At 65.7% G+C, this 24,626-nt stretch carries 26 protein-coding genes and 1 tRNA gene; 16 read left to right on the top strand and 11 right to left on the bottom strand.

All coding sequences use genetic code 11. The annotated features are described in order from the left end of the window. The first annotated feature begins 142 nt into the window (after positions 1-142). The 7 genes from OKW87_RS16800 to bfr all read left to right on the top strand — a co-directional run bounded on the left by OKW87_RS16800 (position 143) and on the right by bfr (position 7,252). The gene (locus tag OKW87_RS16800) at positions 143-1,363 is read left to right on the top strand and encodes an HD-GYP domain-containing protein (RefSeq protein WP_265541206.1); all 1,221 of its coding nucleotides are present in this window, start codon (positions 143-145) and stop codon (positions 1,361-1,363) included. Then, a complete protein-coding gene (locus OKW87_RS16795) occupies positions 1,360-2,436 on the top strand; it encodes a GGDEF domain-containing protein (protein ID WP_265541205.1) in 1,077 nt (358 codons plus the stop codon). Before OKW87_RS16800 ends, OKW87_RS16795 begins: the two co-directional genes overlap by 4 nt. A gap of 45 nt (positions 2,437-2,481) precedes the next feature. Then, positions 2,482-4,701 carry a phosphoribosylformylglycinamidine synthase subunit PurL gene (gene purL / locus OKW87_RS16790; RefSeq protein WP_265541204.1) on the top strand — a complete coding sequence of 740 codons (2,220 nt, stop codon included), beginning with the start codon at positions 2,482-2,484 and terminating at the stop codon, positions 4,699-4,701. A gap of 59 nt (positions 4,702-4,760) precedes the next feature. Beyond that, entirely contained in the window at positions 4,761-5,162 is a 402-nt protein-coding gene (locus OKW87_RS16785; RefSeq protein WP_265541203.1) for a DUF3052 family protein, read from the top strand. 56 nt (positions 5,163-5,218) lie between these two features. Further along, positions 5,219-6,427 (top strand): DUF418 domain-containing protein, encoded by a 1,209-nt coding sequence (locus OKW87_RS16780; RefSeq protein WP_265541202.1) that lies wholly within the window; start codon positions 5,219-5,221, stop codon positions 6,425-6,427. 74 nt (positions 6,428-6,501) lie between these two features. After that, entirely contained in the window at positions 6,502-6,672 is a 171-nt protein-coding gene (locus OKW87_RS16775) for a (2Fe-2S)-binding protein (RefSeq protein WP_265541201.1), read from the top strand. Positions 6,673-6,763: 91 nt separating this feature from the next. Next, on the top strand, positions 6,764-7,252 hold the full coding sequence (gene bfr, locus OKW87_RS16770; RefSeq protein ID WP_265541200.1) for a bacterioferritin: 489 nt from the start codon (positions 6,764-6,766) through the stop codon (positions 7,250-7,252). Between the two features lie 10 nt (positions 7,253-7,262). Here bfr and OKW87_RS16765 read toward each other — a convergent pair whose 3' ends face one another. The 7 genes from OKW87_RS16765 to OKW87_RS16735 form a co-directional block, all read right to left on the bottom strand. Further along, positions 7,263-7,679: an Hpt domain-containing protein gene (locus tag OKW87_RS16765; RefSeq protein WP_265541199.1), complete on the bottom strand. Its 417-nt coding sequence runs from the start codon at positions 7,677-7,679 to the stop codon at positions 7,263-7,265. Between the two features lie 87 nt (positions 7,680-7,766). Further along, positions 7,767-9,140, bottom strand: a complete 1,374-nt coding sequence (der, locus tag OKW87_RS16760) for a ribosome biogenesis GTPase Der (RefSeq protein ID WP_265541198.1) — start codon at positions 9,138-9,140, stop codon at positions 7,767-7,769. Positions 9,141-9,306: 166 nt separating this feature from the next. Next, entirely contained in the window at positions 9,307-10,629 is a 1,323-nt protein-coding gene (locus OKW87_RS16755) for an outer membrane protein assembly factor BamB family protein (protein ID WP_265541197.1), read from the bottom strand. After that, positions 10,626-11,330, bottom strand: coding sequence for a tetratricopeptide repeat protein (locus OKW87_RS16750; RefSeq protein WP_265541196.1), 705 nt, complete (start codon positions 11,328-11,330; stop codon positions 10,626-10,628). Before OKW87_RS16750 ends, OKW87_RS16755 begins: the two co-directional genes overlap by 4 nt. Before the next feature lie 79 nt (positions 11,331-11,409). After that, positions 11,410-12,267: a 3-methyl-2-oxobutanoate hydroxymethyltransferase gene (gene panB / locus OKW87_RS16745; protein WP_265541195.1), complete on the bottom strand. Its 858-nt coding sequence runs from the start codon at positions 12,265-12,267 to the stop codon at positions 11,410-11,412. Between the two features lie 32 nt (positions 12,268-12,299). After that, the gene (locus OKW87_RS16740) at positions 12,300-12,740 is read right to left on the bottom strand and encodes a hypothetical protein (protein ID WP_265541194.1); all 441 of its coding nucleotides are present in this window, start codon (positions 12,738-12,740) and stop codon (positions 12,300-12,302) included. A gap of 58 nt (positions 12,741-12,798) precedes the next feature. Further along, positions 12,799-13,146 (bottom strand): ArsC family reductase, encoded by a 348-nt coding sequence (locus OKW87_RS16735; RefSeq protein ID WP_265541193.1) that lies wholly within the window; start codon positions 13,144-13,146, stop codon positions 12,799-12,801. Positions 13,147-13,284: 138 nt separating this feature from the next. On the opposite strand from OKW87_RS16735, the gene OKW87_RS16730 reads away from it, so the two are divergent. The 6 genes from OKW87_RS16730 (at position 13,285) to OKW87_RS16705 (ending at position 17,707) form a co-directional block, all read left to right on the top strand. Further along, positions 13,285-13,836: a hypothetical protein gene (locus OKW87_RS16730; RefSeq protein WP_265541192.1), complete on the top strand. Its 552-nt coding sequence runs from the start codon at positions 13,285-13,287 to the stop codon at positions 13,834-13,836. 132 nt (positions 13,837-13,968) lie between these two features. Further along, positions 13,969-14,757, top strand: a complete 789-nt coding sequence (locus tag OKW87_RS16725) for a hypothetical protein (protein ID WP_265541191.1) — start codon at positions 13,969-13,971, stop codon at positions 14,755-14,757. 217 nt (positions 14,758-14,974) lie between these two features. Then, on the top strand, positions 14,975-15,946 hold the full coding sequence (locus tag OKW87_RS16720; protein ID WP_265541190.1) for a COX15/CtaA family protein: 972 nt from the start codon (positions 14,975-14,977) through the stop codon (positions 15,944-15,946). 142 nt (positions 15,947-16,088) lie between these two features. Beyond that, on the top strand, positions 16,089-16,568 hold the full coding sequence (rplM, locus tag OKW87_RS16715) for a 50S ribosomal protein L13 (protein ID WP_265541189.1): 480 nt from the start codon (positions 16,089-16,091) through the stop codon (positions 16,566-16,568). After that, positions 16,568-17,107: a 30S ribosomal protein S9 gene (gene rpsI, locus OKW87_RS16710; protein WP_265541188.1), complete on the top strand. Its 540-nt coding sequence runs from the start codon at positions 16,568-16,570 to the stop codon at positions 17,105-17,107. The genes rplM and rpsI overlap by 1 nt, the downstream gene beginning before the upstream one ends. A gap of 204 nt (positions 17,108-17,311) precedes the next feature. Then, on the top strand, positions 17,312-17,707 hold the full coding sequence (locus OKW87_RS16705) for a bleomycin resistance protein (protein WP_265541187.1): 396 nt from the start codon (positions 17,312-17,314) through the stop codon (positions 17,705-17,707). Positions 17,708-17,710: 3 nt separating this feature from the next. On the opposite strand, the gene OKW87_RS16700 is transcribed toward OKW87_RS16705, so the two are convergent. From OKW87_RS16700 to OKW87_RS16685, 4 genes are read right to left on the bottom strand one after another with little or no spacing between them, the layout of a single operon-like run. Further along, on the bottom strand, positions 17,711-18,457 hold the full coding sequence (locus OKW87_RS16700) for a metallophosphoesterase family protein (RefSeq protein ID WP_265541186.1): 747 nt from the start codon (positions 18,455-18,457) through the stop codon (positions 17,711-17,713). Beyond that, positions 18,454-19,302: a diacylglycerol/lipid kinase family protein gene (locus OKW87_RS16695; RefSeq protein WP_265541185.1), complete on the bottom strand. Its 849-nt coding sequence runs from the start codon at positions 19,300-19,302 to the stop codon at positions 18,454-18,456. Before OKW87_RS16695 ends, OKW87_RS16700 begins: the two co-directional genes overlap by 4 nt. A 60-nt stretch (positions 19,303-19,362) precedes the next feature. Continuing rightward, on the bottom strand, positions 19,363-20,259 hold the full coding sequence (gene mmsB, locus OKW87_RS16690; RefSeq protein WP_265541184.1) for a 3-hydroxyisobutyrate dehydrogenase: 897 nt from the start codon (positions 20,257-20,259) through the stop codon (positions 19,363-19,365). 3 nt (positions 20,260-20,262) lie between these two features. Beyond that, the gene (locus OKW87_RS16685) at positions 20,263-21,792 is read right to left on the bottom strand and encodes a CoA-acylating methylmalonate-semialdehyde dehydrogenase (RefSeq protein WP_265541183.1); all 1,530 of its coding nucleotides are present in this window, start codon (positions 21,790-21,792) and stop codon (positions 20,263-20,265) included. Between the two features lie 149 nt (positions 21,793-21,941). On the opposite strand from OKW87_RS16685, the gene OKW87_RS16680 reads away from it, so the two are divergent. The 3 genes from OKW87_RS16680 to OKW87_RS16670 all read left to right on the top strand — a co-directional run bounded on the left by OKW87_RS16680 (position 21,942) and on the right by OKW87_RS16670 (position 24,608). Continuing rightward, positions 21,942-23,075: a CaiB/BaiF CoA transferase family protein gene (locus OKW87_RS16680; RefSeq protein WP_265541182.1), complete on the top strand. Its 1,134-nt coding sequence runs from the start codon at positions 21,942-21,944 to the stop codon at positions 23,073-23,075. A gap of 47 nt (positions 23,076-23,122) precedes the next feature. Further along, a tRNA-Gly gene (locus OKW87_RS16675) sits at positions 23,123-23,196 on the top strand. A gap of 29 nt (positions 23,197-23,225) precedes the next feature. Continuing rightward, the gene (locus OKW87_RS16670) at positions 23,226-24,608 is read left to right on the top strand and encodes a M20/M25/M40 family metallo-hydrolase (RefSeq protein ID WP_265541181.1); all 1,383 of its coding nucleotides are present in this window, start codon (positions 23,226-23,228) and stop codon (positions 24,606-24,608) included. Positions 24,609-24,626 lie beyond the last annotated feature (18 nt).

Raw genomic sequence — 24,626 nt, 5'->3', positions numbered from 1 at the left:
CGACCAAAGCCGGGATCGAAAGCTAGATTTTCTTTTTGCACGGATTCGGGTCCACTACTCAATCTGGCGATTTTGCGTCCTCCATTACCTGCGCATTAACGATGACGTTACATATCTCCGTTGAAATACGGGGGCGTATCAAATGTTGGTGAAGGTGGAGAGCAAGGATCTTCGCACGGGGATGTACGTGGCGCGGATCGACGGTGCATGGATGAACAGCCCCTTCTGGCGCAACAGCTTCATGCTCTCCGATCGGCGCCAGATCGAATTGCTGCTCGAGGCCGGTATCAACGCAGTGGTCATCGATCTCGAAAAGGGCGTCGGGCCCGAAGCGCCGCCGCCGACCCTGGTCGAGGCGGCCGCCCCGGTCCTTCACAATGCCGGGCGCGAGCGGCGCGCCCGCCCTCGCCCGTTCCGCACCGAACTCGATCGCGCGCGTGAAATCGTCGAGCAATCGCGGAGCGCGGTCACGCGGATGTTCACCGATGCGCGGCTGGGCCGCGCCGTCGCGCTCGACAGCGCGCTGCCGATTATCGACGAGATCGCGCGGTCGGTCGAACGCGACGCCTCCGCCATGCTCAAGGTTACCCGCCTCAAGACCCGCAACGAATATACCTATATGCATTCGGTCGCGGTCTGCGCGCTGATGATCAATTTCGCGCGGCAGCTGGGGCTGCCCGAATCGGAGGTACGCGATCTCGGCGTCGCCGGGCTGCTGCACGATATCGGCAAGATGGCGACTCCGCTCGAAGTGCTTGAGAAGCCGGGCTCACTGACGGCGGACGAACTTGCCCAGATCCGCAACCATCCGATCGAGGGCCACGCATTGATCTGCGAGAGCGCCGACGTCCCCGCCGCCGCACTCGACGTCTGCCTCCACCACCATGAGCGCATCGACGGCGGGGGCTATCCGTTCGGGCTCTCCGGAGAGCAGGTGTCGCTTCACGCCCGCATGGGCGCGATTTGTGACGTCTATGACGCGATCACCTCGCATCGGCCTTATAAGGACCCCTGGTGCCCCAACCAGGCGCTCGCGACGATGCTGGAATGGGAGGGGCATTTCGATCCGCACCTGCTCCATATGTTCGTCGTCAGCATCGGCATACCGCCGGTCGGCGCGCTCGTCCGCCTGCGCTCCAACCGGCTCGCCATAGTGACCGGGCTGCGCGAAGACGGCGATCCCTGCCGGCCCGAGGCACGGGCTTTCTATTCGGTCGAAGGCGCCACGTTCGTTGACCTGGAGGACCTCTCAACCGAGAATCCGGGCGAGGACATCATCCGGCTCGAAAAAGGCGATTACTGGTTCGGCGAGCGATGGCCCCGCGTCCGCGACCAGGTTCAGGCTGGGGAGTCGTGCGCATGAACGCGATCGTCGCCCTGCACGCACCGCTCGATCGCCTGACTTCCTGGTTGCGGCGTGGCGACGATGGCCCTCGTCCGGAAAGCGACGGCCAGGCACTGCGCCGCCTGCGCTTCGAACAGATCGGCGCCTTTTTGTCCGAGCACGATCTGGAGCCGAGCACATCCAATTTCGACTTCGCCCTGCGCCTGTTGCGCGAGGAGGATTCTCCGCTCGCGCGTGAGGCGGGGAAGATGCTCCAGAAGCGCGATCGCCTGAGCGACCGCGACGTCGAGCGCATCGTCGCGCATTGCGCGCCCCCCGAGGCAAATAGCGATCCGCTCGGCGCGCTTGCGCGTGAGCTGGAGGGGAAGGTGGCGGAATGCCTGGCCGCGGTGGGCGACAGCAGCGCGTCGACCAGCGCTTATTCCACTGCGCTCGACGCCGCCGCGGATCAACTGGCCACCGAACCGGCCGCCGCCTATCGGCGACTGCTCGCCCTCACGCTGGAGGTGGCCGAGACGACGCGCCGGATCGGCGGCAGGCTCGAGCGGACGCGACGCGACACGCGCCGCCTGCGCGCCGACCTCGATCGCGCCGTGCGGGCGGCCGAGGAGGATCATCTGACCGGCCTTCCGAACCGGCGCGGTTTCCTGGCCCGGATGGAGAAAGCGGTAGCCGCCAATGTCGACGCCCCGCTTGTCCTCGCGCTTTGCGACATCGACAATTTCAAAGCGATCAACGACGGCCATGGCCACGAAACCGGCGACCGCGTGCTTCGCTTCGTGGCGCAACTGCTTCGCGAAAAGCTTAGCCGGCGCGTGCTGGTCGCCCGCTATGGGGGCGAGGAGTTCGTCTGTCTTTTCCAGGGAATCGAGACCGACAAGGCGGCGGCAATGCTCGACGATGCCCGAGTCCATCTGGGTGCGCGCTCGCTGCGCGATCAGGTGACGAACGCGCCGATCCCGACGGTCACCTTCTCGGCCGGGATCGCAGCGATAGGCACCGACCCCGCGGCCGCGCTGCGGGCGGCGGACGAGATGCTTTATGTCGCCAAGCACCGTGGAAAGGATCTGATCCTCACCGCGCCGGATTGATCTGCCGTCTAGCCCCGGCGGGCGTCGCTCGCTAAGGGCACGGGCATGACCGCCATCACGCCCGAGATCGTCGCCGAGCACGGCCTGTCCCCGCAAGAATATGATCGCGTGCTCCACGCGATGGGGCGCGAGCCCAACATCACCGAGCTGGGCATCTTCTCGGTGATGTGGTCCGAGCATTGCAGCTACAAAAGCTCGCGGCTGCACCTGAAGAAGCTGCCGACCGAGGGACCGCAGGTGATCTGCGGCCCGGGCGAAAATGCCGGCGTGGTCGATATCGGCGACGGCCAGGCGGCGATCTTCAAGATGGAGAGCCATAACCATCCCAGCTACATCGAGCCCTATCAGGGCGCGGCGACCGGCGTGGGCGGCATCCTGCGCGACGTGTTCACGATGGGCGCGCGGCCGGTGGCGAACATGAACGCGCTGCGCTTCGGCCGGCCCGATCATCCCAAGATGCGCCATCTGATCGCCGGCGTGGTCCACGGCATCGGCGGCTATGGCAATTGCGTCGGCGTGCCGACGGTGGGCGGCGAAGTGAACTTCCACCCGGCCTATGACGGCAACATCCTCGTCAACGCGATGACCGTGGGCGTCGCCGATCAGGACAAGATCTTCTACTCTGCGGCCTCAGGCGTCGGCAATTCGATCGTCTATGTCGGCTCCAAGACCGGGCGCGACGGCATCCACGGCGCGACGATGGCGAGCGCGGACTTCGGCGAGGATTCGGACGAGAAGCGCCCCACCGTCCAGGTCGGCGATCCCTTCACCGAGAAATTGCTGATCGAGGCCTGCCTCGAGCTGATGGCGTCCGACGCGATCGTCGCGATCCAGGACATGGGCGCCGCCGGCCTCACCTCGTCGAGCGTCGAGATGGCGAGCAAGGGCGGCGTCGGCATCGAGCTGGTGATGGACGACGTCCCCCAGCGCGAAACCGGCATGACGCCCTATGAAATGATGCTGAGCGAGAGCCAGGAGCGGATGCTCATGGTGCTCAAGCCCGGCCGCGAGGATTTCGCCGAGGCGATCTTCCGCAAGTGGGAGCTGGATTTCGCGGTGATCGGCCAGGTGACCGACACCGGGCGGATGGTGCTCAAATGGAAGGGCGAGACCGTCGCCGACATTCCGCTCGGCCCGCTCGCCGACGATGCCCCGCTGTACGATCGCCCACACGTTCCAACGCCGAAGCCTGTCGAGCTGACCGACGTACCCGAAAGCAGCGACATCGCCGCGGATCTGCTCAAGCTGATGGCGTCGCCCGACATCGCCAGCCGCCGCTGGATCTGGGAACAGTACGACCACATGGTCGGCGGCGACACCGTCCAGCGCCCCGGCGGCGACGCCGCAGTGGTCCGTGTCCACGGCACCCAGAAGGGCCTGGCGATCACCACCGATTGCACGCCGCGTTACTGCTTCGCCGACCCCGTCGAGGGCGGCAAGCAGGCGATCGCCGAGGCGTGGCGCAATCTCTGCGCGGTCGGCGCTACGCCGCTCGCGGTGACCAACTGCCTCAACTTCGCCAACCCGCAACGGCCCGAGATCATGGGCCAGATCGTCGGCTGCCTGGAGGGCATGAGCGAGGCCTGCCGGGCGCTCGATTTCCCGATCGTCTCGGGCAATGTCAGCCTCTACAATGAGAGCAAGGCGACCGGCGGCGGCAGCGCGATCCTGCCCACCCCCGCGATCGGCGGGCTCGGGCTGCTAAAGGATTATAGCAAGTCCTGCACGATCGCCTTCAAGGGCACCGGCGACATCATCATCGCTTTGGGCGAGCGCTCCGGGCATCTCGGCCAGTCGATCTGGCTGCGCGAGCTCCACGGCCGCGAGGAAGGCCCCCCTCCCCCCGTCGACCTGATGATGGAGCGCCGCACCGGCGCCTTCGTCCGCATGGCGATCCAGAAGGGCGCGATCACCGCCTGCCACGACGTTTCCGACGGCGGGCTCGCGGTCACCATCGCCGAGATGGCGCTGGCCGCGAATATCGGCGCGATCATCGATCAGCCGCAACCCTTCGGCGTCGCCGGCTCCTTCTTCGGCGAGGATCAGGGGCTCTATGTCGTGACCGTGCGCGACGAAATGCTCGCCGACTTCCTGGTCGCCGCGGACAATGCCGGGCTCGCCGCCGATCCGATCGGGCGGACGATCGCCGGGCGAATCATCTTCGAGCTGGAGGAAGGCGATTATTGCGTCGCCCTCTCCGACCTCAAGGCCGCGCACGAAGGCTTCTTCCCGGCGCTGATGGGCGAGGATGCCGCCCTGGCCTGAGGCCCGATTTGGGTCGCTCGGCAAAAGCTGATAGCCACGGCGCCAGAGGAGCACGCAGGATGACCGCAGGCCCGCCCGGAACGCCGCTTGCCCAAACGCTGGGGCTGAAGCGCGGGATGCGCTGCTGGTTCCACAATATGCCCGACGGCGTCCGCGGCGCGATTGACCCCGAGGCGATGGGCGTCGAGGAACAGCCGACCGCCTCCGATGGGCTGCAATGCGCGCTGTTGTTCGTAACCAATCGCGGCAAGCTCGAGCGCGAGCTGGCGGCGCTGCGGCCGCTGCTGGCGACCAACGGCTTCGTCTGGATCGCCTGGCCATCGCAGATCGCCGCGAGTGACCTGAGCGCGGAGATCGTCCGCGACGTCGCCGAACCGAGCGGGCTGGCCGACGATATGGCCTACGCCCTGGACGAGAATTGGTCGGCATTGAAGCTGGTGATCCGGAAGGACACCCGCTGAGCCTCGACCTCGCCCGCCGGCCCGAACCGGCCGAAGTTCCCCAAGGCCGGCTGCATATGCTCGACACCGTGCGCGGCGTCGCGGTGCTCGGCATATTGCTGCTCAACATCGTCAATTTCGCGCTGCCCCAGGCGGCCTATCTCAACCCCCGCGCTTATGGCGGCTGGCACGGCGCCGATCTCGCCGTCTATCTGATCAACTTCATCCTGTTCGACGGCAAGATGCGCGGGCTCTTCTCCCTGCTGTTCGGCGCGTCGATGCTGCTGGTGATCGACCGCGCCGAGAAAGGCGGGCGCAACCCCGCGGTCGCGCATTATGCCCGGATGGGGTGGCTGCTCGCATTCGGTCTCGCGCACCTCTGGCTGCTATGGGTGGGGGATATTCTCGCCCATTATGCGCTCGTCGGGATGGCGGCATTCGGATTGCGCAAGCTGCCGCCGGAGCGGATGATCATCCTCGCTATCCTGCTGACGATGGCCGGCATCGTGATGCTATCCGCTCTGCCGCTCTCGGTCCATCATTGGCAGAGCGCCGCTGCCAATGCGGACGAGGCGGCCCGGCAGGCGCGCGGACTGCGCGAGCTGAACGCAGCCTTCGGCGTGCCCGCCCCCGCGGAGATCGCGCGCGAGCTGGCGCGGATGCGGAGCGGCTATCTGGTCATCCTGCAGGAGCGTTTCGCCGAGAATTGGGCGCGTCCGTGGCTCAATCTTCTGGTCGTCGGACCCGAGACACTCGCTTTCATGCTGTTCGGCATGGCCGCATTGCGCAGCGGGATGCTTCCCGGGGATTGGACGCCGGACCGCTACCGATGCTGGCTGCTCCTTTGCTGGGGGATCGGGATCCCCGCCTACGCCGCGCTGGCCGCCTATCTGGTGCGCGCGGAGTTCAGCCTGTTTGCGGTGACGCTCGCGCCCACGCTATCGGCATTTCTTTTGCCCGCGATGGTCCTTGGCTGGCTCTGTGCGATCCAGCTCCTCGCCCGGCCGGGCGGCGCCCTGACCGATCGTCTGGCCGCCGCCGGACGGATGGCCTTCACCAATTATCTGCTGACCAGCCTGATCTGCACCACGCTCTTCTACGGCTATGGCTTCGGCTGGTTCGGCACTCTCTCGCGCTGGCAGCTATACCCGGTGGTACTCGCGATCTGGCTCGCAATCCTGCTCTGGTCCAAGCCTTGGCTGGCGCATTTCCGATTCGGCCCGCTCGAATGGCTGTGGCGCACTCTCGCCCGCGGTCAGCTCCAGCCGTTGCGTGCAAAGGCTTAGCTGCGAATGCCTCGCATTACCCTTGCGAATCGCTCTCAATAGCCATACACCATCGTCAGCGAGGGTGAGGTTCCATGGTCGTCTGCGTTTGCAATGCCATCAGAGAGCGCGATGTCCGCGATGCGGCGCGCAGCGGCGCGACCAGCGCCTGCCAGGCCTATCGGGCGATGGGCCTCCAGCCCAAATGCGGCCAATGCGTTTCGTTCGCGCGAGAGATTATCAATAACGAACGCGCGGCTGCGTAGCGTTCTCAATTAAAAAATGGCGGATTTCTGCGGTTTTCGCGGCCGCCCTGTCGCGCTATAGATTCATCCCTGCTTAACAGGGATGCATGTGATGAAGGGCGACACCAAGGTCCTCGAATATCTGAACGAGGTGCTCCGCAACGAGCTTACCGCGATCAACCAATATTGGCTCCACTATCGCCTCTACGACCATTGGGGGGTCAAGAAGCTCGCGGCATTCGAACGGCACGAGTCGATCGACGAGATGAAGCATGCCGATTGGGTGGCGGAGCGCATCCTGTTCCTCGACGGCCTGCCCAATTTCCAGCTGCTCGGACGACTGCGCATCGGCGAGACGGTCGAAGAGGCGCTGAAGGCCGACCTGGCGCTCGAGATGGAAGCCCTCGACGTGCTGCGCGACGCGATCCAGCATAGCGAGTCGGTCCGCGACTATGTCAGCCGCGATCTGTTCCGCCGCATCCTCGACAGCGAGGAAGAGCATGTCGACACGCTCGAACGCCAGTTCGAGATGATCGCGCGGATGGGGATCGAGAATTACATCCAGCTCAACAGCAAGGCCGAGGAAGAGTCTGACGGCTGACGGACCGGGATCAGGCGCGGCGCCCGAACTGCTGCGCCGGGCGGCGCGCCACCAGCGGATTTGCCTCGCGCTCGAGCATTTCCAGCGTCGATTCGAAGAGCGGGCGCAACTGGACGACAAGCTCGAGCGCGTCGGTGGGCGTCTCGTGACGCTCGACGCAGGTTCGCGCGATCGTCTCGATCGACTCCGCCAGGTCTGCCAGCATTTCGGCGCCGAACTGGGCAGCCTCGCCCTTCAGCGTGTGCGCCGGGATTACCAGCGCCACGGCATTATGCGCGCGCATCGCATCTTCGATCTGCGACACCGATTTCACGCCGTCTTCCCGGAAATAGCCGAGAATACGGACGAAATTCGCCCCAAGTTCAGTACGTGCCTGTGAAAAGGCCGACCAGTTCACCAACGTAACCGGCTCGTTCGAATCGCTCATAATCCCAACTCCGCACCGAAGACGGCACGGGTCGGTTGTTACGGATCATGCGTAAACAGCAAGTTGATGGGGAGGAAATATTCGGGACTATTCCCGATCCTTGTCGAAAGGATTTTTGGATGCGCGAAGCGACAGCCGCACCGGCACCGCCCCGAAATCGAATTCCTTGCGCAGGCTGTTGATCAGATAGCGCTGATAGCTGACCGGCAGCAGGTCCACCCGCGTGCCGAACAGGACGAAGCTCGGCGGGCGCGACTTGTTCTGGGTGACGTAGCGCGGCTTGATCCGCTTGCCGCCGGGCGCGGGGGGCGGATTGGCCTCGATCGCCTTCTCGAACCAGCGATTGAGCTGGCCGGTGCCGATGCGCCGCGACCAGGCCTCGCGCGTCTCGAACGCCACCTTCATTAGCGTGTCGATGCCCTTGCCGGTCGCGCCCGAGATGGTGAGCAAGGGCACGCCCTTGACCTGCGCCAACCCCTCGTCGAGCGCGCCCTTGACGCCGTTGAACAGGCTCGACGCGTTTTCGGCGACGTCCCATTTGTTCAGCGCGATGACGAGCGCGCGGCCCTCCTGGAGCGAGCGGTCGGCGATCTTGAGGTCCTGGACCTCCAGGCCGCGGGTGGCGTCTAGCAGCAGGACCACCACCTCGGCGAAGTCGATCGCGCGCAGGGCGTCCATCACCGCGAGCTTCTCGAGCTTCTCGTCGACCCGCGCCTTCTTGCGCATGCCGGCGGTATCGATCAGCCGGACCGGGCGGACATGGCCCTCTTCGTCGGTCCATTCCCACTCGATCGCGATCGAATCGCGGGTGATGCCCGCCTCGGGTCCGGTGATCAGCCGATCCTGGCCCAGCATCTTGTTGATCAGCGTCGATTTGCCCGCGTTCGGACGGCCGACGATCGCAAGCTTGAGGATCGCATCGGGCGACTCTTCGTCCTCCTCCGCTTCGATCTCCTCTTCGTCGCGCTCGATATGCGGGCGCAGTGCCTCGAACAGATCGACGACGCCCTCGCCATGCTCGGCGGAAAAGGGGATCGGGTCGCCCAGCCCCAGCGCCATCGCCTCGATCACGCCGGTGTCGCCGGCCTTGCCCTCGGCCTTGTTGGCCATCACCACCACCGGACGGTTGGTGCCGCGCAGCCAGCGCGCGATCTCCTCGTCGAGCGGCACGATGCCGACCCGCGAATCGATCAGGAACAAGGCAACGTCGGAATCGGCGACCGCCGCCTCGGTCTGGGCGCGCATCCGGCCCGGCAGCGTCGCCGCATCCTCATCCTCATAGCCCGCGGTGTCGATCACGCGGAACTGCATACCGAGCAACTCGGCATCGCCCTCGCGCCGATCGCGCGTCACGCCGGGCTGGTCGTCGACCAGCGCCAGGCGCTTGCCGACCAGCCGGTTGAACAGGGTCGACTTGCCGACATTCGGCCGGCCGATGATTGCGACTGTGGGTAGGGGCATTTCAAATCTCGCTCCCCTCCCTGCTGGCAGGGAAAGGCTGGGGGTGGGTGAATTCTGCGCGTCTAATAGACTCATCAACGGCAGATATAAAAGCGATGGCCGGAGCATCGAGCCCCGGCCATCGCTAGATCCACCCCTGGCCCCTCCCTTTCAGGGAGGGGATCACTCAGCGATACGCCGTCAACTTGCCCTTGTCGTCGAGGACATAGAGCGTGCTGTTCGCCACAATGAGCGGCAGCGAGATCGGCGCATCGACTTTCACGGTCGAAAGGACCGAGCCGTCGGTCGGCGAAACGTACGCCAGTTCGCCTTCCGAATTGCCGAGGACCAGCTTGCCGCCGGCGAGCACCGGGCCGCTCCAGCTGATCGCGCCGGTCGACTTTTTGACGTTGCGGAAGTTCCTGAGCTGCGCGATCCAGCGAACCTTGCCGCTGCCGCGTGAAAGCGCGATCAGCCGCGCGTCGTCGGTCACTACGAACAACCACTCGCCCGCCGCCCAGGGCGTCGAGATGCCGGCGATATTCTGTTCCCACAGCGGATTGCCGCTGGCGATATCGATCGCGACCATCCGCCCGCCCTGGCCCACGGCATAGACGCGGCCCTGATCGATCACCGGCTCGGCGTCGATGTCCGACAGCGACGACACCGAGGTCGACATCGACGTGCGCGAGAGCACCTGATCCCAGAGGGTACGGCCATTCTCATAGCGATAGGCATTGAGCTCGCCCGACGAGAAGCCGGCGACCACGGTGCCCTGTGCGGAGGCCGGCGCAGCGACGCCGAACACGCCCTGCGATTCGAGGCTGGCAGACGCCGTCCAGCTGACTTCGCCGGTCTCCTGCGCGAGCGCGAAGAGCTGGTTGTCCTGGGTCACGACATAGACATTGCCGTTGGCGAGCGTCGGAGAGCCGCGCAGCGGACCACCCGGGCGCTTGCGCCAGACTTCGGCGCCGGTCGCGGCATTGAGCGCGACGACGTCGCCAAGCCCGTTCGTCGCGTAGGCGCGCTCACCCTCGACGCTGACGCCGCCGCCGAAACGCGCCGGCTGGTTGTCGTCGCCCTTGGCCGTCTCGGCGCGCCACAGGTCCGCGCCCGTGTCGGCGGCCATTGCATGCACCACGCCGTCGGTGTCGACGACATACAGGCGATTGTCGGAGATCACCGGCGCGGCGGCGAGGCGACGCTGGTTGGAGGGCTTGGCGACCTCCTTGGACCAGGCGCGCGCAGGTGCCGCGGCGAGGGCGAGATGCCCCATCGACTTGGCCGCATTGCCGCCGGGCTGACGCCAGGCATCGTTGACCGCGGGCTCGGGCAGCAGCACCTCGACGCCTTCCAGCGTCTTGTCCGCAACGATGTCGTTCTCCGACAGCAGGATGGGCATGCGCTCGCCGAGCACGGGAGTCTTGTTGGCGCCGCCCTTGAAGATTCCGCAGCCGCTCGCCAATGCGAGCACCGCGAACGCCGCAGTCACCCTCAGCTTATTGTTCATTGAACCTTGGTATCCTTCGACTGATCGATGGCGTCGACGCCGAGTACGCCTGCCAGCTGAACCGCACGTTGACGGATCGTTTCGGGGACCTTCTCGCCGCCCTGGGCGATCTGGCCATAGAGCCGGCCCGCCTCGGCGCGGTTGCCGGCCTTTAGATAGGCGGCGGCGACGAGTTCGCCCGCCGTGCCCAGCCAGGGCGAGTTTGGATTGGCCAGCCCCTTCAGCCGATCGATCACCGCCTGGGGCTGCATCGTGTCATATTCGGCGATCGTCTGGCGGATCAGCGCCATGTCGCGATAGGGTTGCTCGAACGCGGCGTCGCCGGCGACCTGCGTGAACTTGGCCGCCGCGCCCTTCGCATCCTTCTTCTCGAGCAGCAGATTGCCCTCGGCGATGCGTGCCATGGCTGCATAACCGTCCTTGTCGGATGCGATCTTGGCAAGCTCGGGCAGCGCCTTGTCGGCCTGGTTCTGCTCGACGAGCCGCATCGCCGCGTCATATTGCTCGCCCTGCTTGCCGTCGGTCCGCTGGCTGTGATGCTGCGAATAGAGATAGGCGGCGAGCGCCACGAGCAGGACGACCACGGCGATCGCGATCCAGCGCCCATAGTTGCGGGCGACGTGCATCAGCCGATCGCGACGATATTCCTCGTCCACTTCGCGCAGAAAGGTCTCGTCAGTAGTGCCGGGAGGAAGCGCCAAGAGTGACTCCATGGATGGCCGTGCGGGCGCGAAACCTTAGCCGTGCGCCGTAAGAAGGGAAAGAATGCTCGGTAGCCCCTCAATCGCGCGCCGCATAGACCTGTTCGGCCCCGGGGAAGTCGCGGGAGCGCACCTCGGCGGCATAGGTGGCGACCGCGGCGGAAATGCGGCTGGCCAGATCGTCATATTTCCTCACGAAGCGCGGGGTGCGCTCGAACAGCCCCAGCATGTCCTCGGTCACCAGCACCTGCCCGTCGCACTGAGCGGACGCGCCGATGCCGATCACCGGCACCGAAACCGCGGCAGTAATTTCGTTGGCCAGCGTCTCGATGACACCCTCGGCCACGATCGCGAAGGCACCCGCCTCGGTGACCGCGCGGGCATCGTCGATGATCCGGGCATGTTCGGCATTGCTGCGGCCACGCGCGGCATAGCCGCCCAGCGCATTCACCGCCTGCGGGGTCAGGCCGATATGCGCCATCACCGGGATGCCGCGGCGCGCGAGGAACTCGATCACCGGCGCCATCGTCGCGCCGCCCTCCAGCTTCACCCCCGCCGCGCCGGTTTCCGCCAGTACGCGCGCCGCGGATTCGAACGCGCGCTCGGGGCTCGCTTCATAGCTGCCGAACGGCATGTCGACGATCACCACTGCATGATGGCTGCCGCGCACCACCGCCGCGCCATGCGCGATCATCATCTCAAGCGTCACCGGCAGCGTCGAGGGCAGGCCGTAGATCACCTGGCCCAGGCTGTCCCCGACCAGCAGCACATCGCAGTGCGGATCGAGCAGCTCCGCCATCCGCATCGTGTAGGCCGTCAGCATCACGATCGGCTCCTTCCCCTTGCGATTGCGGATCGCGGGGACGGTGAGCCGCTTCATCGGCGCGGGCGTGGGCGTCGCGCGGCTGGTGGCGGTGTCGATCGTGTAGGTGGACATGCCAGCGCTTTAGCGGTGGCGCGTCGCAGGCGCTAGCCTATCCACCCGCGGCGCTGGGCCAGATCGGCCAGCCAGACCTGCGCCGCCGCCACCGCCGCGATGAACAGCGGAAACGGCACGGTGATCGCCGCCCCCTTGCGCGCGAGCATGTCGGTGCCGAGGAACACATAGCCGAACTGCACCACGACCGCGATCAGCGAGACGATGAACAGCGGCTTGGCGAGCCGCGAGCCCATCAGCAAGGCGATCGCCCCGAGCAGCCCGCCGCCCACCGCGACGGCATATACGGGGGTGAACCAACCGGGCAGCGCGGCATAATAAGCGCGGTCCCAATCGGTAGCCTTGGGATCCATGTCGGCCCCATAAGCGACATGGAGATAGACCGACGCCGCCCCCATCAGCCCCCACAGGAGCAGGATCACCGCGACGATCCGAAACCACGCTGGTGGCCGTTGCCGAAGAAATGATGCCATTCGTCCCTCCCCCGTTTCCCGGAATATAGCGGAAAACCGCCAGAGCCGCCAGCCGAGCCTAGAGCAAGGCGGCGGCGTAGCGATCGGGCGCGAAGCCGATCAGCAGCCCGCCGTCATGCTCGACCACCGGCCGCTTGATCATCGAAGGCTGCGCCAGCATCAGCTTTATTGCCTTGCCCGCATCGAGTTCCTGCTTGTCGGCGTCGGGCAGCTTGCGAAAGGTCGTGCCGGCACGATTGAGGATCTTTTCCCAGCCCTCCGCGGCGACCCAATGCTCGAGCCGCGCAGGGTCCACGCCGGCTACCTTATAGTCGTGAAAGTCATAGGCAATCGCATTGGCATCGAGCCAGGCGCGCGCCTTCTTGATCGTGTCGCAATTCTTGATGCCGTACAGGGTCAGCGGCATTGGCGGTCCTCATATCCGAAATACGGGCTGCCATAGCGCCCGTCGCACTGCAAAGCAGCCCGTCCGCTATCGACCCAATTGGGGCCACTACCGCAGACATCCACATTGACCAGAATGCAACCAACGTAGAATGGCTGAATGACTGGATCGCAATGGAAAGGGAGAGCGGTTCTGACCACCGCAGCCATCGTCATCGTTCTCGTTGCCGTAGTGGGTTTTGCACTCGTCAACTCGAAGTTCGGCTATATCACATGGGATCGCGGCAAATTGGGGCCCCCACGCTTACTAAAGCAGTCGGCGGTGGGAACAGACCAGATACCTGAATTACTGGCGGCAATGTCTCGCGGATCAGCGTCCATAAGATATGCCGCGTTGATGCTTGGCACCCCAGATCGTCCATCGGATGATGACTCGGTTGCCCTCCAAATGTCTTTCGAAAATGGCAAAGCAGGATTTGATTGGGTCCTGTTGTCGCCACGAAATATTGAGGACGAAGCGAAGTTTAAGGAGTTCGCACGAGAACAAGGCCTAGAGCCGGTTGCTCACCGACAGAACGACGTTTCATATCTCCGAGTTGAGTGTGCCAACGTCGCGCAATTTACCGCTCGCGTGGTGACAGAAATGTATCACCGCCCTGCTGATGAGCCGCTCGGGCTAGTTTACGAGGGATTCTCGTGGCCCCAAATCTGATGCGCACAATGGCAGCTAACCACCCAATCTCGGACTTTGAGCCTTGGCTCGCGCCGCGCTGACAGCGGACGGTCGGTCACCGACCCAGTTGCTGACGTTGTTGCCGTCGCCCTTCCCTGTCATGCTCGGCGGATGCGAACAGGCTTCAGTCCCACACGTCGAAATCGCAACATCGGCACAGCCAAGCAGGGGCACGGGCAGGATAACCGCCTTGTCATCCCGCTCGCCCGTGAGCATTTCTCCCCACTCGAACTTGTCGGGAGGCACCGCAGAGAAGAGCGGACGATACATGGGCAAAGCATTAAATTTATCATCGAAGAAGTAGGGATTGGTAGTTATCACCCCTGCACCGTGGGTGATGTTGCCCGTATGCTAGAGCTACTCCCTCTTTCGGATTGGGTTGGCATTAAGACGATTGTGTTTCGTCAGCCCACTCGAAAACAGGCGATCCTCAATCCCGCTTGGGGGCGATTGCGTTACTGGGGCGAGTTGTCGATGCGGCGGCGTGTTCTGGCAACTGGCCCAATGATCTTTTTGGATGCTGTCCACGCGCACACTAGTGTCGGTTGGTCTTCCTCGCTAGGGCCGGAAGATCAGGCCGAACTTGACCGTCTACGTGACGATGGCCACGTGATTGAACGCGTCGGGCGACGGTTCAAGGTGCATGTCACGCCCCACTCTGCGCGGAACACGCAGTTATATCGAACCTTGCTGCACGAGGTGGGACACTGGTTCGACTGGCTTGGGAAAGTCGAAGAGCCGGTCGCACGTGGTGAAGATTTCGACGTTATGATCGAACGCTATTTCGCGCGTCCGGGCAGCGAGCGTGAGTCATTTGCCCACCGCTATGCAGATGAAAAACACGAGCAACTTTTCTCCCTTGGTTTGATCCCTTTCGATGACCCGACGAACGACTGCTAACCACCCATTAGCGGTCGCTACGCCCTGCCAGCGTAGATCTGCCGCCGCGGGCTTGCTTGCGATTCCGATGCCATCGCCGACGGCTATCGCGGCCTCATGCAAATCTGCGCGGCAGGCGCCCGAGATCGCTGGATTTCGCGCCGGCGCGCTCCTATCAAGCGGCGTGCTCAGAGCAACGTCCTCCCTCGCCCGCCCCCGTCTTCTTGCAACCTGGCTGATGGCCGTCGCGGCGCTGATCGTGCTTATGGTGGTGATCGGCGGCATCACGCGACTGACCGAATCGGGGCTGTCGATCACCGAATGGAAGCCGCTGTCGGGCACGATCCCGCCGCTGAACGATGCGCAATGGCAGGCCGAGTTCGACAATTACAAACGCATCCCGGAATATACCCAGCTAAACCAGGGCATGACCCTGGCCGGGTTCAAATCGATCTTCTTCTGGGAATATCTCCATCGCCTGCTCGGTCGGGTGATCGGCCTCGCCTTCGCGGTGCCTTTGCTCTGGTTCGCGGTGAAACGGCAGATTCCGCGCGGCTATGGCTGGCGGCTGGTGGCGCTGCTGATCCTCGGCGGGCTGCAGGGCGCGATCGGCTGGTGGATGGTGACATCGGGGCTGAGCGTGCGGACCGACGTCAGCCATGTCCGGCTCGCGGTGCACCTGATGCTGGCATTGTGCCTGCTCGCGGCAATCGTCTGGACCGCGCTCGACCTGCTGCTGCTCGCCCGCAAGCGCGAGGCGCGGCCGGCGCACCTCACCGGGCTCGGGGCGGTCACCTTCGCGATCCTGTTCGTCCAACTGCTGTTCGGCGCGCTGGTCGCCGGGCTCAATGCCGGGCTCGTCACCAACCAGTGGCCGCTGATGAACGGCGCCTTCTTCCCCGGCGCAACGGTGGCGGGGCGCTCCTTCGTCGACGCGCTCTTCAACGATCCCGCAATCGTCCATTTCGTTCACCGCTGGTGGGCGTGGGTAGCGGTGGCCGCCTTGGTGTTGCTCGCCCGCGCCGTGCGCCCGCTCGATCGCCGCGCGTCGATCGCGATCCACACCGCCTTCGGGCTGCAGATCCTCCTCGGCATCGCCACGGTGATGTCGGGGATGAACATCGTGCTGGCGGCGCTCCACCAGCTGACCGGTGCGTTGCTGGTGGTCGCGACCGTCTGGGGCGTCCATGTGATCGGCCGCCGCGCCTAGCTGACGCCTCATGGTATTCTGATACCCGTCAGCAAAGCCGCCGTTTTGCTTGACTTTCCGCACCCCTTTCGCCAAACGCCCTGCAACCGCGCTGGTCGAGAGACCGGCGCGTTCGCATTTCATTCTAGGAAGGTCACAGGCCATGAAGGCTCTGCTGAAGACCACCAAGTCGGTTAAGCCGGCGGACGTGGAAAAGAAGTGGCATATCGTCGACGCCGAGGGCCTCGTGGTCGGTCGCGCCGCGACGATCATCGCCAACGTGCTGCGCGGCAAGCACAAGACCAGCTACACCCCGCATGTCGATTGCGGTGACAATGTCGTCGTGATCAACGCGGACAAGGTCCGCTTCACCGGCAAGAAGCTGCAGAACAAGATCTATTATCGCCACACCGGCTATGCCGGCGGCATCAAGCAGATCACTGCGGGCAAGATCCTCGAGGGTCGCTTCCCCGAGCGCGTGCTCGAGAAGGCGATCGAGCGGATGATCCCGCGCGGCCCGCTGGGTCGCCAGCAGATGCGCAACCTGCGCATCTTCGCCGGCACCGAGCATCCGCACGCTGCGCAGAACCCCGAAGTCCTCGACATCGCGTCGATGAACCGCAAGAACAAGGTGGGCAACTGATGTCCGATACTCGCCAGTCCCTCTCCGATCTCGGCGGCATCGCCTCGGGTGAAACTCCCGCGAACGTGCCTGCCGGCGCCGACGATTATGTCAACGCGCCTGCCGCTCCGGTCGTCTCGACCATGCCGCTGCGCGAGCAGATCCTCGACGCCTATGGCCGCGCTTATGCGACCGGGCGCCGCAAGGACGCCGTCGCGCGCGTCTGGATCAAGCCCGGCTCGGGCAAGATCACGATCAACGGCCGCGATCAGGAAGTCTATTTCGCGCGTCCGACGCTGCGTCTCGTCATCAACCAGCCGTTCGGCGTCGCCGATCGCACCGGCGCCTATGACGTGATCTGCACCGTCAAGGGCGGCGGGCTTTCGGGCCAGGCCGGCGCGGTCAAGCATGGCATCAGCCAGGCGCTGACCAAGTTCGAGCCGATCCTGCGCGCGCCGGTCAAGGCAGCAGGCTTCCTGACCCGCGACAGCCGCACCGTCGAGCGCAAGAAGTACGGCAAGGCGAAGGCCCGTCGCAGCTTCCAGTTCTCGAAGCGCTAAGCGTCTCCACAGCGAAATCCAGAGGGCGGTCCGGCAACGGGCCGCCCTTTTCGTTGCCGATGGAAGCGGGGACGATCGTCAAAGGTTGCCCAGCGCTTAACGGCGTCTATCCATCTTCCGTCCACTGGGTTGCCCTAAGCGCCACATGGAGGTCGCAAGATGGAACATGTAAATTCTATAACGTCAGCGGGCGATCCCTTGCCGGTGGAGCGCACGAACAACCTGACTCGCGTCACGCCCTTCATGCACGTGCCCGATATCGATGCGGCGGTGCGGTTCTTTACGCGGATCCTTGGATTCGAATGCCGCTTTCGCCAGGGCAGCTATGCCTTCGTCGCGCGCGAGGCAGTGGCCTTCCGCCTCCTCCAGAATGATGGTGACGATGGCGCGCCGCCCGGCAATCGCCGCTTTTGCTATTATGTCGACGTGAAGGACGTCGACGCGCTCGCCGAAGAGCTGAGACCGCATATCGCCTCGCTCAACGACGGCGACGTGCACGGCCCGATCGATCAGCTTTATGGGCAGCGCGAGCTGATGGTCGTCGCTCCCGACGGCAATCTGCTGGTATTCGGGCAGGACGTCGCGGTGAAGCGCGCCTGAGCGTTAGAGCTTCACGTCCGCCTCGCCCTTGAAGCGGGCAATCGTCTCGAACTGCGCGCCGTCGATCCGGATTTCGTTGAACGAGGGCGGTTGCGTGCGCACGCGTTCGGACAAGGTGCCCGCACCGATCAGCCGCACGGTGCGCCCACCCACGTCATGCGCGATGTCGAACGGATCGTGGACGTGGCCGGTCAGCACGGCGTGTGCGCCTGCGCCGGCGAGCGCCTCCAGCGCCAGCCCCCCGCGCCGCGTCTGCGAACTCGTGCGGGTCCCCGCCTCTACAAGCGGATGATGCGCCGCAACGAACACCAGATCGTCGGCCGGCACCGCCTCCGCCAGCGCCAGCGTCTGGCGCAGCGCGTGGCCGCTCACATAGCCCTTCGACCAGTTCATCCGCAGCTGGAAGCGCGCGGTCGTCTTGAGCGGCACGACGCTCACCCCCTTCAGGTCGAGCGGCCGTTCGATCATCCGCTCGATCGCGCGATAGCGTTTGTAGGGCGTCACGAAGCGCGCCCACAGGTTGAAATAGGGCAGATCGTGGTTGCCGACCTCGACCGTCACCGGCCGGCCCAGGCTCTCCAGCCACTTTGCCGCCGCGCTGAATTCGGCGGCACGCGCGCGCATCGTCAGATCGCCGGTCATGATCACCGCGTCGGGCCGCTCTTCCTTCACCTTGCGCCCGAACCAGTCGATCGCATCGCGATCCTCGCGCCCGAAATGGACGTCGCTGACATGGAAGAGACGAGTCATGTCGCAGGGATCTCCGCCTCGGTGCGGGTGGAAATGAAGGTCTCCAGGCTCTTGCCGGCCCGGATCGTCTCATGGGGTTCGAGCATGACCGGCTCACCGTCGAACAATGCCTGGACCTTGCGGTGCCCGCGCACGCGCAACCGATCGGTCCGCGTCTCGCTCACCGCGCGGGCGGCGACCCAGTCGCCGGTGAGGAAATCCCAGCCGAGCTGGACGATCGACCCGAGATCGCGCGCATCGACCCCGGCGACATGCAGCCCGTCGAGATCCGGCGTGACGAAGACCGCCTGATAATCCTTGCCCAGCCCCGGGGCACCTTCGACGCGGATGCCGCGCTTGCTGAAGGTGCGGCGCCACGCCGCCCTGGCCGCGCCGATCAGCCGACCGAACCTGACCTTGCGTACCGCCTCGCGCGCCCGCGCCCAGGCCGCTGCAGGCCCCAGGATCAGCCCGACGAAGGCGCGATGCCTGCCCGCGATCACATAAGGCAGTGCAACGCGGCGATCGGTCTGGTGCGCGGCATGGACGATCTTGTGCGGATCGCTCTCGCTGTGCAGCCCCTTGGCGAGCAGGTTCATCGTGCCCCCGGGCAGTATCAGGAAGGCGCCGTCCCATTTCTCCAGCGCGGAAAGCGCGGCATTGATCGTCCCGTCGCCGGCGAACAGCACCACCGTATCCACGCCTTGCGCATCCAGCTCCTCACCCGTCGGCAGCTTCTGCTCGGGAAAGTCGGTGCGGTTGACGAGCGTCAGTCCGCTTTCCTGAAACACCGCCTCGAGCGCTTCGCATTTGGGCTTCGACGTGGTGCCGGAATTCGGATTGGTGATGAACCAGAGTTTTTCCATGCCGCCGGAACGCGCGAGCCGCGATTTGGTCGCTTTGCAAGCGTAACGATTTGCCCGCGATCAGCCCGTCTGTTCGCCTTCCTCGCGCAGCATCCGGATGATCCCCGAGAAATCGAGCCCCGCGCCCTCGCCGTCGACGAAGCGCTGGTACAGCTCTGATGCCCGCGCGCCCATCGGCGTCTGGGCGTGGACATCGGCCGCAGCCTCCATCGCCAGCTTGAGATCCTTGAGCATCAGCGGCGCGGCGAACCCGCCCTGATAGTCGCGGTCCGCCGGCGTCTCGGGTCCGACGCCGGGCACCGGGCAATAGCTGGTCATCGACCAGCTCTGCCCCGAGCTTACCGATGCGATGTCATAGAAATTCTGGAGATCGAGCCCGAGCTTCTCGGCGAGCGCAAACGCCTCGCAGGTCGCGATCATCGTCGCGCCGAGCAGCATGTTGTTGCAGACCTTCGCCGCCTGCCCCGCGCCCGCCGGTCCCGCATGGATCACGGTCTTGCCCATGTCGGTCAGAAATGGCTCGGCGCGCTCGAACCCCGCCTTGCTGCCGCCGACCATGAAGGTCAGCGTGCCGGCATTGGCCGCGGCGATCCCGCCGGAAACCGGCGCGTCGACCGCCACCAGCCCGCGCGCCGCCGCCGCCTCGGCCACCCGCCGCGCGGTGGCCACGTCGATCGTCGAACAGTCGATCAGGATCGCGCCCGGCGCGGCATGATCGAACAGGCTGTCCTGATAGACCGATTCGACATGCTTGCCAGCGGGCAGCATCGTGATCACCGCCTCGGCGCCGGTGATCGCCGCGATCGCGCTCTCGGCGGGAAGGCAGCCGGCCTTCTTCGCCCGATCGAGCGCCTCCGCCGACAGATCGAAGGCGCGGACGTCGTTGCCCGCTTTGGCGAGGTTCGCGGCCATGCCGCCGCCCATATTGCCCAGGCCGATAAATGCTACGCTTGCCATCGCTCAGCCCATCGTCGGAATGACGAAGGCGTCATTGTTGCGCGCCGGCCCGCCATCCTCGGCCATCGCGGGAAGCGCTGAGCCGTCGGGCCAGCGCTGGGTGACGGTCTTGGTCTTGGTCCAGAAGCGCACGCCTTCCATGCCGTGCTGGTTGATGTCGCCAAAGGCAGAGCGCTTCCAGCCGCCGAAGCTGTGATAGGCGACCGGCACCGGGATCGGCACGTTGATGCCGACCATGCCGACATTCACCCGGCTGGCAAACTCGCGCGCGGCATGGCCGTTGCGGGTGAAGATCGCGACGCCGTTGCCATATTGGTGCTCGCTGGGAAGCCGCAGCGCGGTCTCGAAATCGGGGGCGCGGACGATCTGGAGGACGGGACCGAAAATCTCTTCCTTATAGGCCTGCATCTCCGGAGTGACGCGGTCGAACAGCGATGGGCCGATGAAGAAGCCCTGTTCATGCCCCTGCAGCGTGAAACCGCGACCGTCCACCACCAGTTCGGCACCTTCGTCGACCCCGGTCTGGATCCAATTCTCGACGCGCTGCTTGTGCGCGGCGTTCACCACCGGCCCGTAATGCGCGTCGTTATCGGTCGACACACCCACCCGCAGCGCCGCGATCGCCGGGATCAATTTCTCGCGCAGCGCGTCGGCGGTCTTGTCGCCGACCGGCACCACCACCGGCAGCGCCATGCAGCGCTCGCCCGCCGAGCCGAATGCCGCGCCGGACAAATCCGCGACGACCTGGTCGAGATCGGCGTCGGGCATGACGATGCCGTGATTCTTGGCGCCGCCCATCGCCTGGACGCGCTTCCCCGCCTCGACGCCGCGCCGATAGACATAATGGGCGATGTCGGACGAGCCGACGAAGCTGACCGCGCTTATCGCCGGATGATCGAGGATCGCATCCACCATCTCCTTGTCGCCGTGGACGACCTGCAGTATCCCCTCGGGAAGCCCGGCTTCCAGGAATAGTTCGGCCAGCCGCACCGGCACGCTGGGATCGCGCTCGCTGGGCTTGAGCAGGAAGGCGTTGCCGGTGGCGATCGCGATTCCGCTCATCCACAAGGGGATCATCGCCGGGAAGTTGAACGGCGTGATCCCCGCGCCGATGCCGAGCGGCTGGCGCATCGAATAGACGTCGATCCCCGGCCCCGCGCCCTGAGTATATTCGCCCTTGAGGATGTGCGGGATGCCGCAGGCGAACTCGATGACCTCGAGCCCGCGCTGGATGTCGCCCTTCGAATCGGCGATCACCTTGCCATGTTCGGACGAGAGCAGGTGCGCGAGCGCATCCATGTTCGCCTCGACCAGCTCCTTGAACTTGAACATGACGCGCGCGCGGCGCTGCGGGTTGGTCGCGGCCCAAGCCGGCTGCGCCGCCTGCGCAGCGGCCACCGCTTTGTCGAGCTCGGCCTGCCCGCCCAGCGTAACGCGCGCCTGGATCTGCCCGCTATTCGGATCGAATATGTCGGAGGTCCGCCCCCCGCCGCCGCCCGCAAAGCCCGAAATCAGATGGTCGATCGTACGCATTGCACTCTCCTGCGGCGGGCTCGGGGCCCGACTCGTCCTGTAATTTTGTTGCGCAATGCCATATCGCCTCCCCTCCCCGCAAGGCACCACCCCCCATTGCCCGCCAGCCGCATATCGGGGCACAAGCAAAGAAAAGCGGAGCGGATTGCATGGCGAGCGGACCCCTGGCGGGCATCAGGATCATCGAATTCGCCGGGATCGGCCCCGCGCCCTTCTGCGGCATGCTGCTCGCCGATCTGGGCGCCGACGTGCTGCGGATCGACCGTGCGGGCGCTGGCGGAGGCGCGTCGGGGCTCGGCGGCACGCGCTTCGCGGTCACCGAACGCGGCCGCCGCTCGGTCGCGCTCGATCTCAAACGGCCGGAGGCGATCGAGGCCTGCTTCAAGCTGATCGAGAAGGCGGACGCGCTGTTCGAGGGTTTCCGCCCCGGGGTGATGGAACGGCTCGGGCTCGGGCCGGACGCCGCGCTCGCCCGCAATCCGCGCCTTGTCTACGGCCGGATGACCGGCTGGGGCCAGTCGGGGCCCTATGCCGCCGCGGCGGGCCACGACATGAACTATATCGCGCTCAGCGGCGCGCTCGATGCGATCGGCACCGCCGACAAGCCCATCCCCCCGCTCAACCTCGTCGGCGATTTCGGCGGCGGCGCGCTCTATCTGGCCTTCGGCATGCTCGCGGCTTTGCTCCATGCCCGTACCAGCGGCGAGGGCCAGGTGGTCGATTGCGCGATGTCGGACGGGGCGGCGTCGCTGATGGCGATGTTCTACGGCTTCTCGGCGGCGGGGATGTGGGGCGGCGGGCGGCGCGGCAACTTCCTCGATGGCGGCGCGCATTTCTATGACAGCTATCGCTGCGCCGACGGCAAATGGCTCGCAGTCGCGGCGATCGAGCCGCAATTCTACGCGGTCCTGCTCGACAAGCTCGGGGTGGACGACCCCGCCTTCGCCGCGCGGATGGACCCGCGCGCCTGGCCCCAACTGCGCGAAAAGCTCGCGACCGTCATCGCCACCCGCAGCCAGGGCGAATGGACCGCGATCTTCGACGGCAGCGACGCCTGCGTGGCCCCCATCCTGTCGATGGCCGAGGCCCCCAGCCACCCGCACAATGTCGCCCGCGGCACCTTCGTCGAGTGCGAGGGGGTGGTGCAGCCCGCCCCCGCCCCGCGCTTCTCGGCCACACCCGGCGCGATCCAGGGCCCGCCCCCGGCAAATGGCGCACACACGAGCGAAGCGCTGGCGGAATGGGGCCTGGCGCCCGCCGAGATCGACGCGCTCGTCGCGTGAAAGCCGATTGACCCGCCCCGCACCGCTGTGGCAATCGCTCCCGGCGCGCGGGTGTAGCTCAATGGTAGAGCTTTTGCTTCCCAAGCAAGTGACGAGGGTTCGATTCCCTTCACCCGCTCCATTCCCCTCCTGACGTTCGGAGCCAGCACGATGCGCCACCTCGCGGCTTTCCTCGCAGTGGCGCTCGCCGCCGGCAGCGCGCAGGCGCAGACCAATCCCGCCGCCGAGGCCCAGGCGCTCGAGCTTCTCAAGCGCGGCGTCGCGTTCCGCACCGTCTCCGGCCCGGCGAACCAGACGTTCGACTATGCCACCTATCTCAAGGCCGCGCTCGTCGCGGGCGGTTTCGCCGATGGCGACGTCCGCGTCGAGAAGCTGGGCGACACCGCCTATCTGGTGGCGCGCTATCGCGGCTCGGCCCCGGCCGCCAAGCCGATCCTGGTCTCGGGGCATATGGACGTGGTCGAGGCCAAGCCCGCCGACTGGGAGCGCAATCCCTTCACGCCGGTGGTGGAGAAAGGCTATCTGTTCGGCCGCGGCGCGAGCGACAACAAGTTCGACGTCTCTGCCTTCGTCGCGACGCTGATCCAGCTCAAGCGTGAGGGCTTCAAGCCCGGCCGCGATATCCTGCTGCTGCTCTCGGGCGACGAAGAGACGGGGATGAAGACCACCGCGGCGCTGGCGGAGCAATTTCACGATGCCGAACTGCTGCTCAATATCGACGGCGGCGGCGGCGATCTCGACGAGAGCGGCAAGCCGGTGATGTTCGGGGTGCAGGGCGCCGAAAAGACCTATGCCGATTTCGAGCTGAGCGTGACCAATCCGGGCGGCCATTCCAGCGCGCCGCGCAAGGCCAATGCGATCTATCAGCTCGCCCGCGCACTCGATCGGATAAGCGCGCATGAATTTCCCGGCCAGGTGAACGAGATCACCAGGGCGAGCTGGGCCGCGGCCGCCGCGAATACCCCCGACGCCCGAATGGCGGACGCGATGCGCCGCTTCGCCGCCAATCCGGACGATCTTGAGGCTCTCGCGGTGCTGCGCGCCGATCCGGGAAGCGTCGGCCAGACCGGCACGACCTGCGTCGCGACGATGGTCAATGCCGGCCACGCCCCCAACGCCCTCCCCCAGCGCGCCACCGCGAACGTCAATTGCCGCATCTTCCCCGGCACGCCGATCGGCGAAGTCCAGGCGAAGCTCGGCGAGATCGTCGCCGATGCGGGCGTGACGATCGCCAAGGTCGACAGCGGCTCGGTGCCCAGCGACGCCTCGCCGCTGCGCCCCGCGCTGATGAAGGTGATCGCGGCGGCGGTGCATGCCCGCTTCCCAGGCGTTCCCGTGGTGCCGGTAATGTCCTCGGGGGCCACCGACAGTATGTGGTTCCGCGGGCGCGGCGTGGCGAGCTACGGCGTGAGCCCCTTGTTCATGAAGTCGTCGGACAGCTTCGCCCACGGGCTCAACGAGCGCATCCCGGTGAGCGAGATCGCGCCGGCGATTACCTTCTACAAAAGAGTGGTGCGCGAACTGGCGAAGTAGCCCCTCCCCATTCGCCGG

Source organism: Sphingomonas sp. M1-B02 (genome assembly GCF_026167525.1).
GTDB lineage: Bacteria > Pseudomonadota > Alphaproteobacteria > Sphingomonadales > Sphingomonadaceae > Sphingomonas.
The sequence above is the reverse complement of the archived record's forward strand: the minus strand, read 5'-3'. Positions and strand labels throughout refer to the sequence as shown.

Bases quoted from the DNA above. Each gene is read 5' to 3' on its own strand.
- OKW87_RS16755 (WP_265541197.1), bottom strand. From the start codon at position 10,629: ATGAACAATAAGCTGAGGGTGACTGCGGCGTTCGCGGTGCTCGCATTG.
- OKW87_RS16680 (WP_265541182.1), top strand. From the start codon at position 21,942: ATGGCGAGCGGACCCCTGGCGGGCATCAGGATCATCGAATTCGCCGGG.
- OKW87_RS16740 (WP_265541194.1), bottom strand. From the start codon at position 12,740: ATGGCATCATTTCTTCGGCAACGGCCACCAGCGTGGTTTCGGATCGTC.
- OKW87_RS16780 (WP_265541202.1), top strand. From the start codon at position 5,219: ATGCTCGACACCGTGCGCGGCGTCGCGGTGCTCGGCATATTGCTGCTC.
- OKW87_RS16725 (WP_265541191.1), top strand. From the start codon at position 13,969: ATGCGAACAGGCTTCAGTCCCACACGTCGAAATCGCAACATCGGCACA.
- OKW87_RS16800 (WP_265541206.1), top strand. From the start codon at position 143: ATGTTGGTGAAGGTGGAGAGCAAGGATCTTCGCACGGGGATGTACGTG.
- OKW87_RS16775 (WP_265541201.1), top strand. From the start codon at position 6,502: ATGGTCGTCTGCGTTTGCAATGCCATCAGAGAGCGCGATGTCCGCGAT.
- OKW87_RS16785 (WP_265541203.1), top strand. From the start codon at position 4,761: ATGACCGCAGGCCCGCCCGGAACGCCGCTTGCCCAAACGCTGGGGCTG.
- rplM (WP_265541189.1), top strand. From the start codon at position 16,089: ATGAAGGCTCTGCTGAAGACCACCAAGTCGGTTAAGCCGGCGGACGTG.
- OKW87_RS16720 (WP_265541190.1), top strand. From the start codon at position 14,975: ATGGCCGTCGCGGCGCTGATCGTGCTTATGGTGGTGATCGGCGGCATC.
- rpsI (WP_265541188.1), top strand. From the start codon at position 16,568: ATGTCCGATACTCGCCAGTCCCTCTCCGATCTCGGCGGCATCGCCTCG.
- OKW87_RS16700 (WP_265541186.1), bottom strand. From the start codon at position 18,457: ATGACTCGTCTCTTCCATGTCAGCGACGTCCATTTCGGGCGCGAGGAT.
- purL (WP_265541204.1), top strand. From the start codon at position 2,482: ATGACCGCCATCACGCCCGAGATCGTCGCCGAGCACGGCCTGTCCCCG.
- panB (WP_265541195.1), bottom strand. From the start codon at position 12,267: ATGTCCACCTACACGATCGACACCGCCACCAGCCGCGCGACGCCCACG.
- der (WP_265541198.1), bottom strand. From the start codon at position 9,140: ATGCCCCTACCCACAGTCGCAATCATCGGCCGGCCGAATGTCGGCAAG.
- OKW87_RS16695 (WP_265541185.1), bottom strand. From the start codon at position 19,302: ATGGAAAAACTCTGGTTCATCACCAATCCGAATTCCGGCACCACGTCG.
- OKW87_RS16795 (WP_265541205.1), top strand. From the start codon at position 1,360: ATGAACGCGATCGTCGCCCTGCACGCACCGCTCGATCGCCTGACTTCC.
- OKW87_RS16670 (WP_265541181.1), top strand. From the start codon at position 23,226: ATGCGCCACCTCGCGGCTTTCCTCGCAGTGGCGCTCGCCGCCGGCAGC.
- OKW87_RS16735 (WP_265541193.1), bottom strand. From the start codon at position 13,146: ATGCCGCTGACCCTGTACGGCATCAAGAATTGCGACACGATCAAGAAG.
- OKW87_RS16765 (WP_265541199.1), bottom strand. From the start codon at position 7,679: ATGAGCGATTCGAACGAGCCGGTTACGTTGGTGAACTGGTCGGCCTTT.
- OKW87_RS16730 (WP_265541192.1), top strand. From the start codon at position 13,285: ATGACTGGATCGCAATGGAAAGGGAGAGCGGTTCTGACCACCGCAGCC.
- bfr (WP_265541200.1), top strand. From the start codon at position 6,764: ATGAAGGGCGACACCAAGGTCCTCGAATATCTGAACGAGGTGCTCCGC.
- mmsB (WP_265541184.1), bottom strand. From the start codon at position 20,259: ATGGCAAGCGTAGCATTTATCGGCCTGGGCAATATGGGCGGCGGCATG.
- OKW87_RS16685 (WP_265541183.1), bottom strand. From the start codon at position 21,792: ATGCGTACGATCGACCATCTGATTTCGGGCTTTGCGGGCGGCGGCGGG.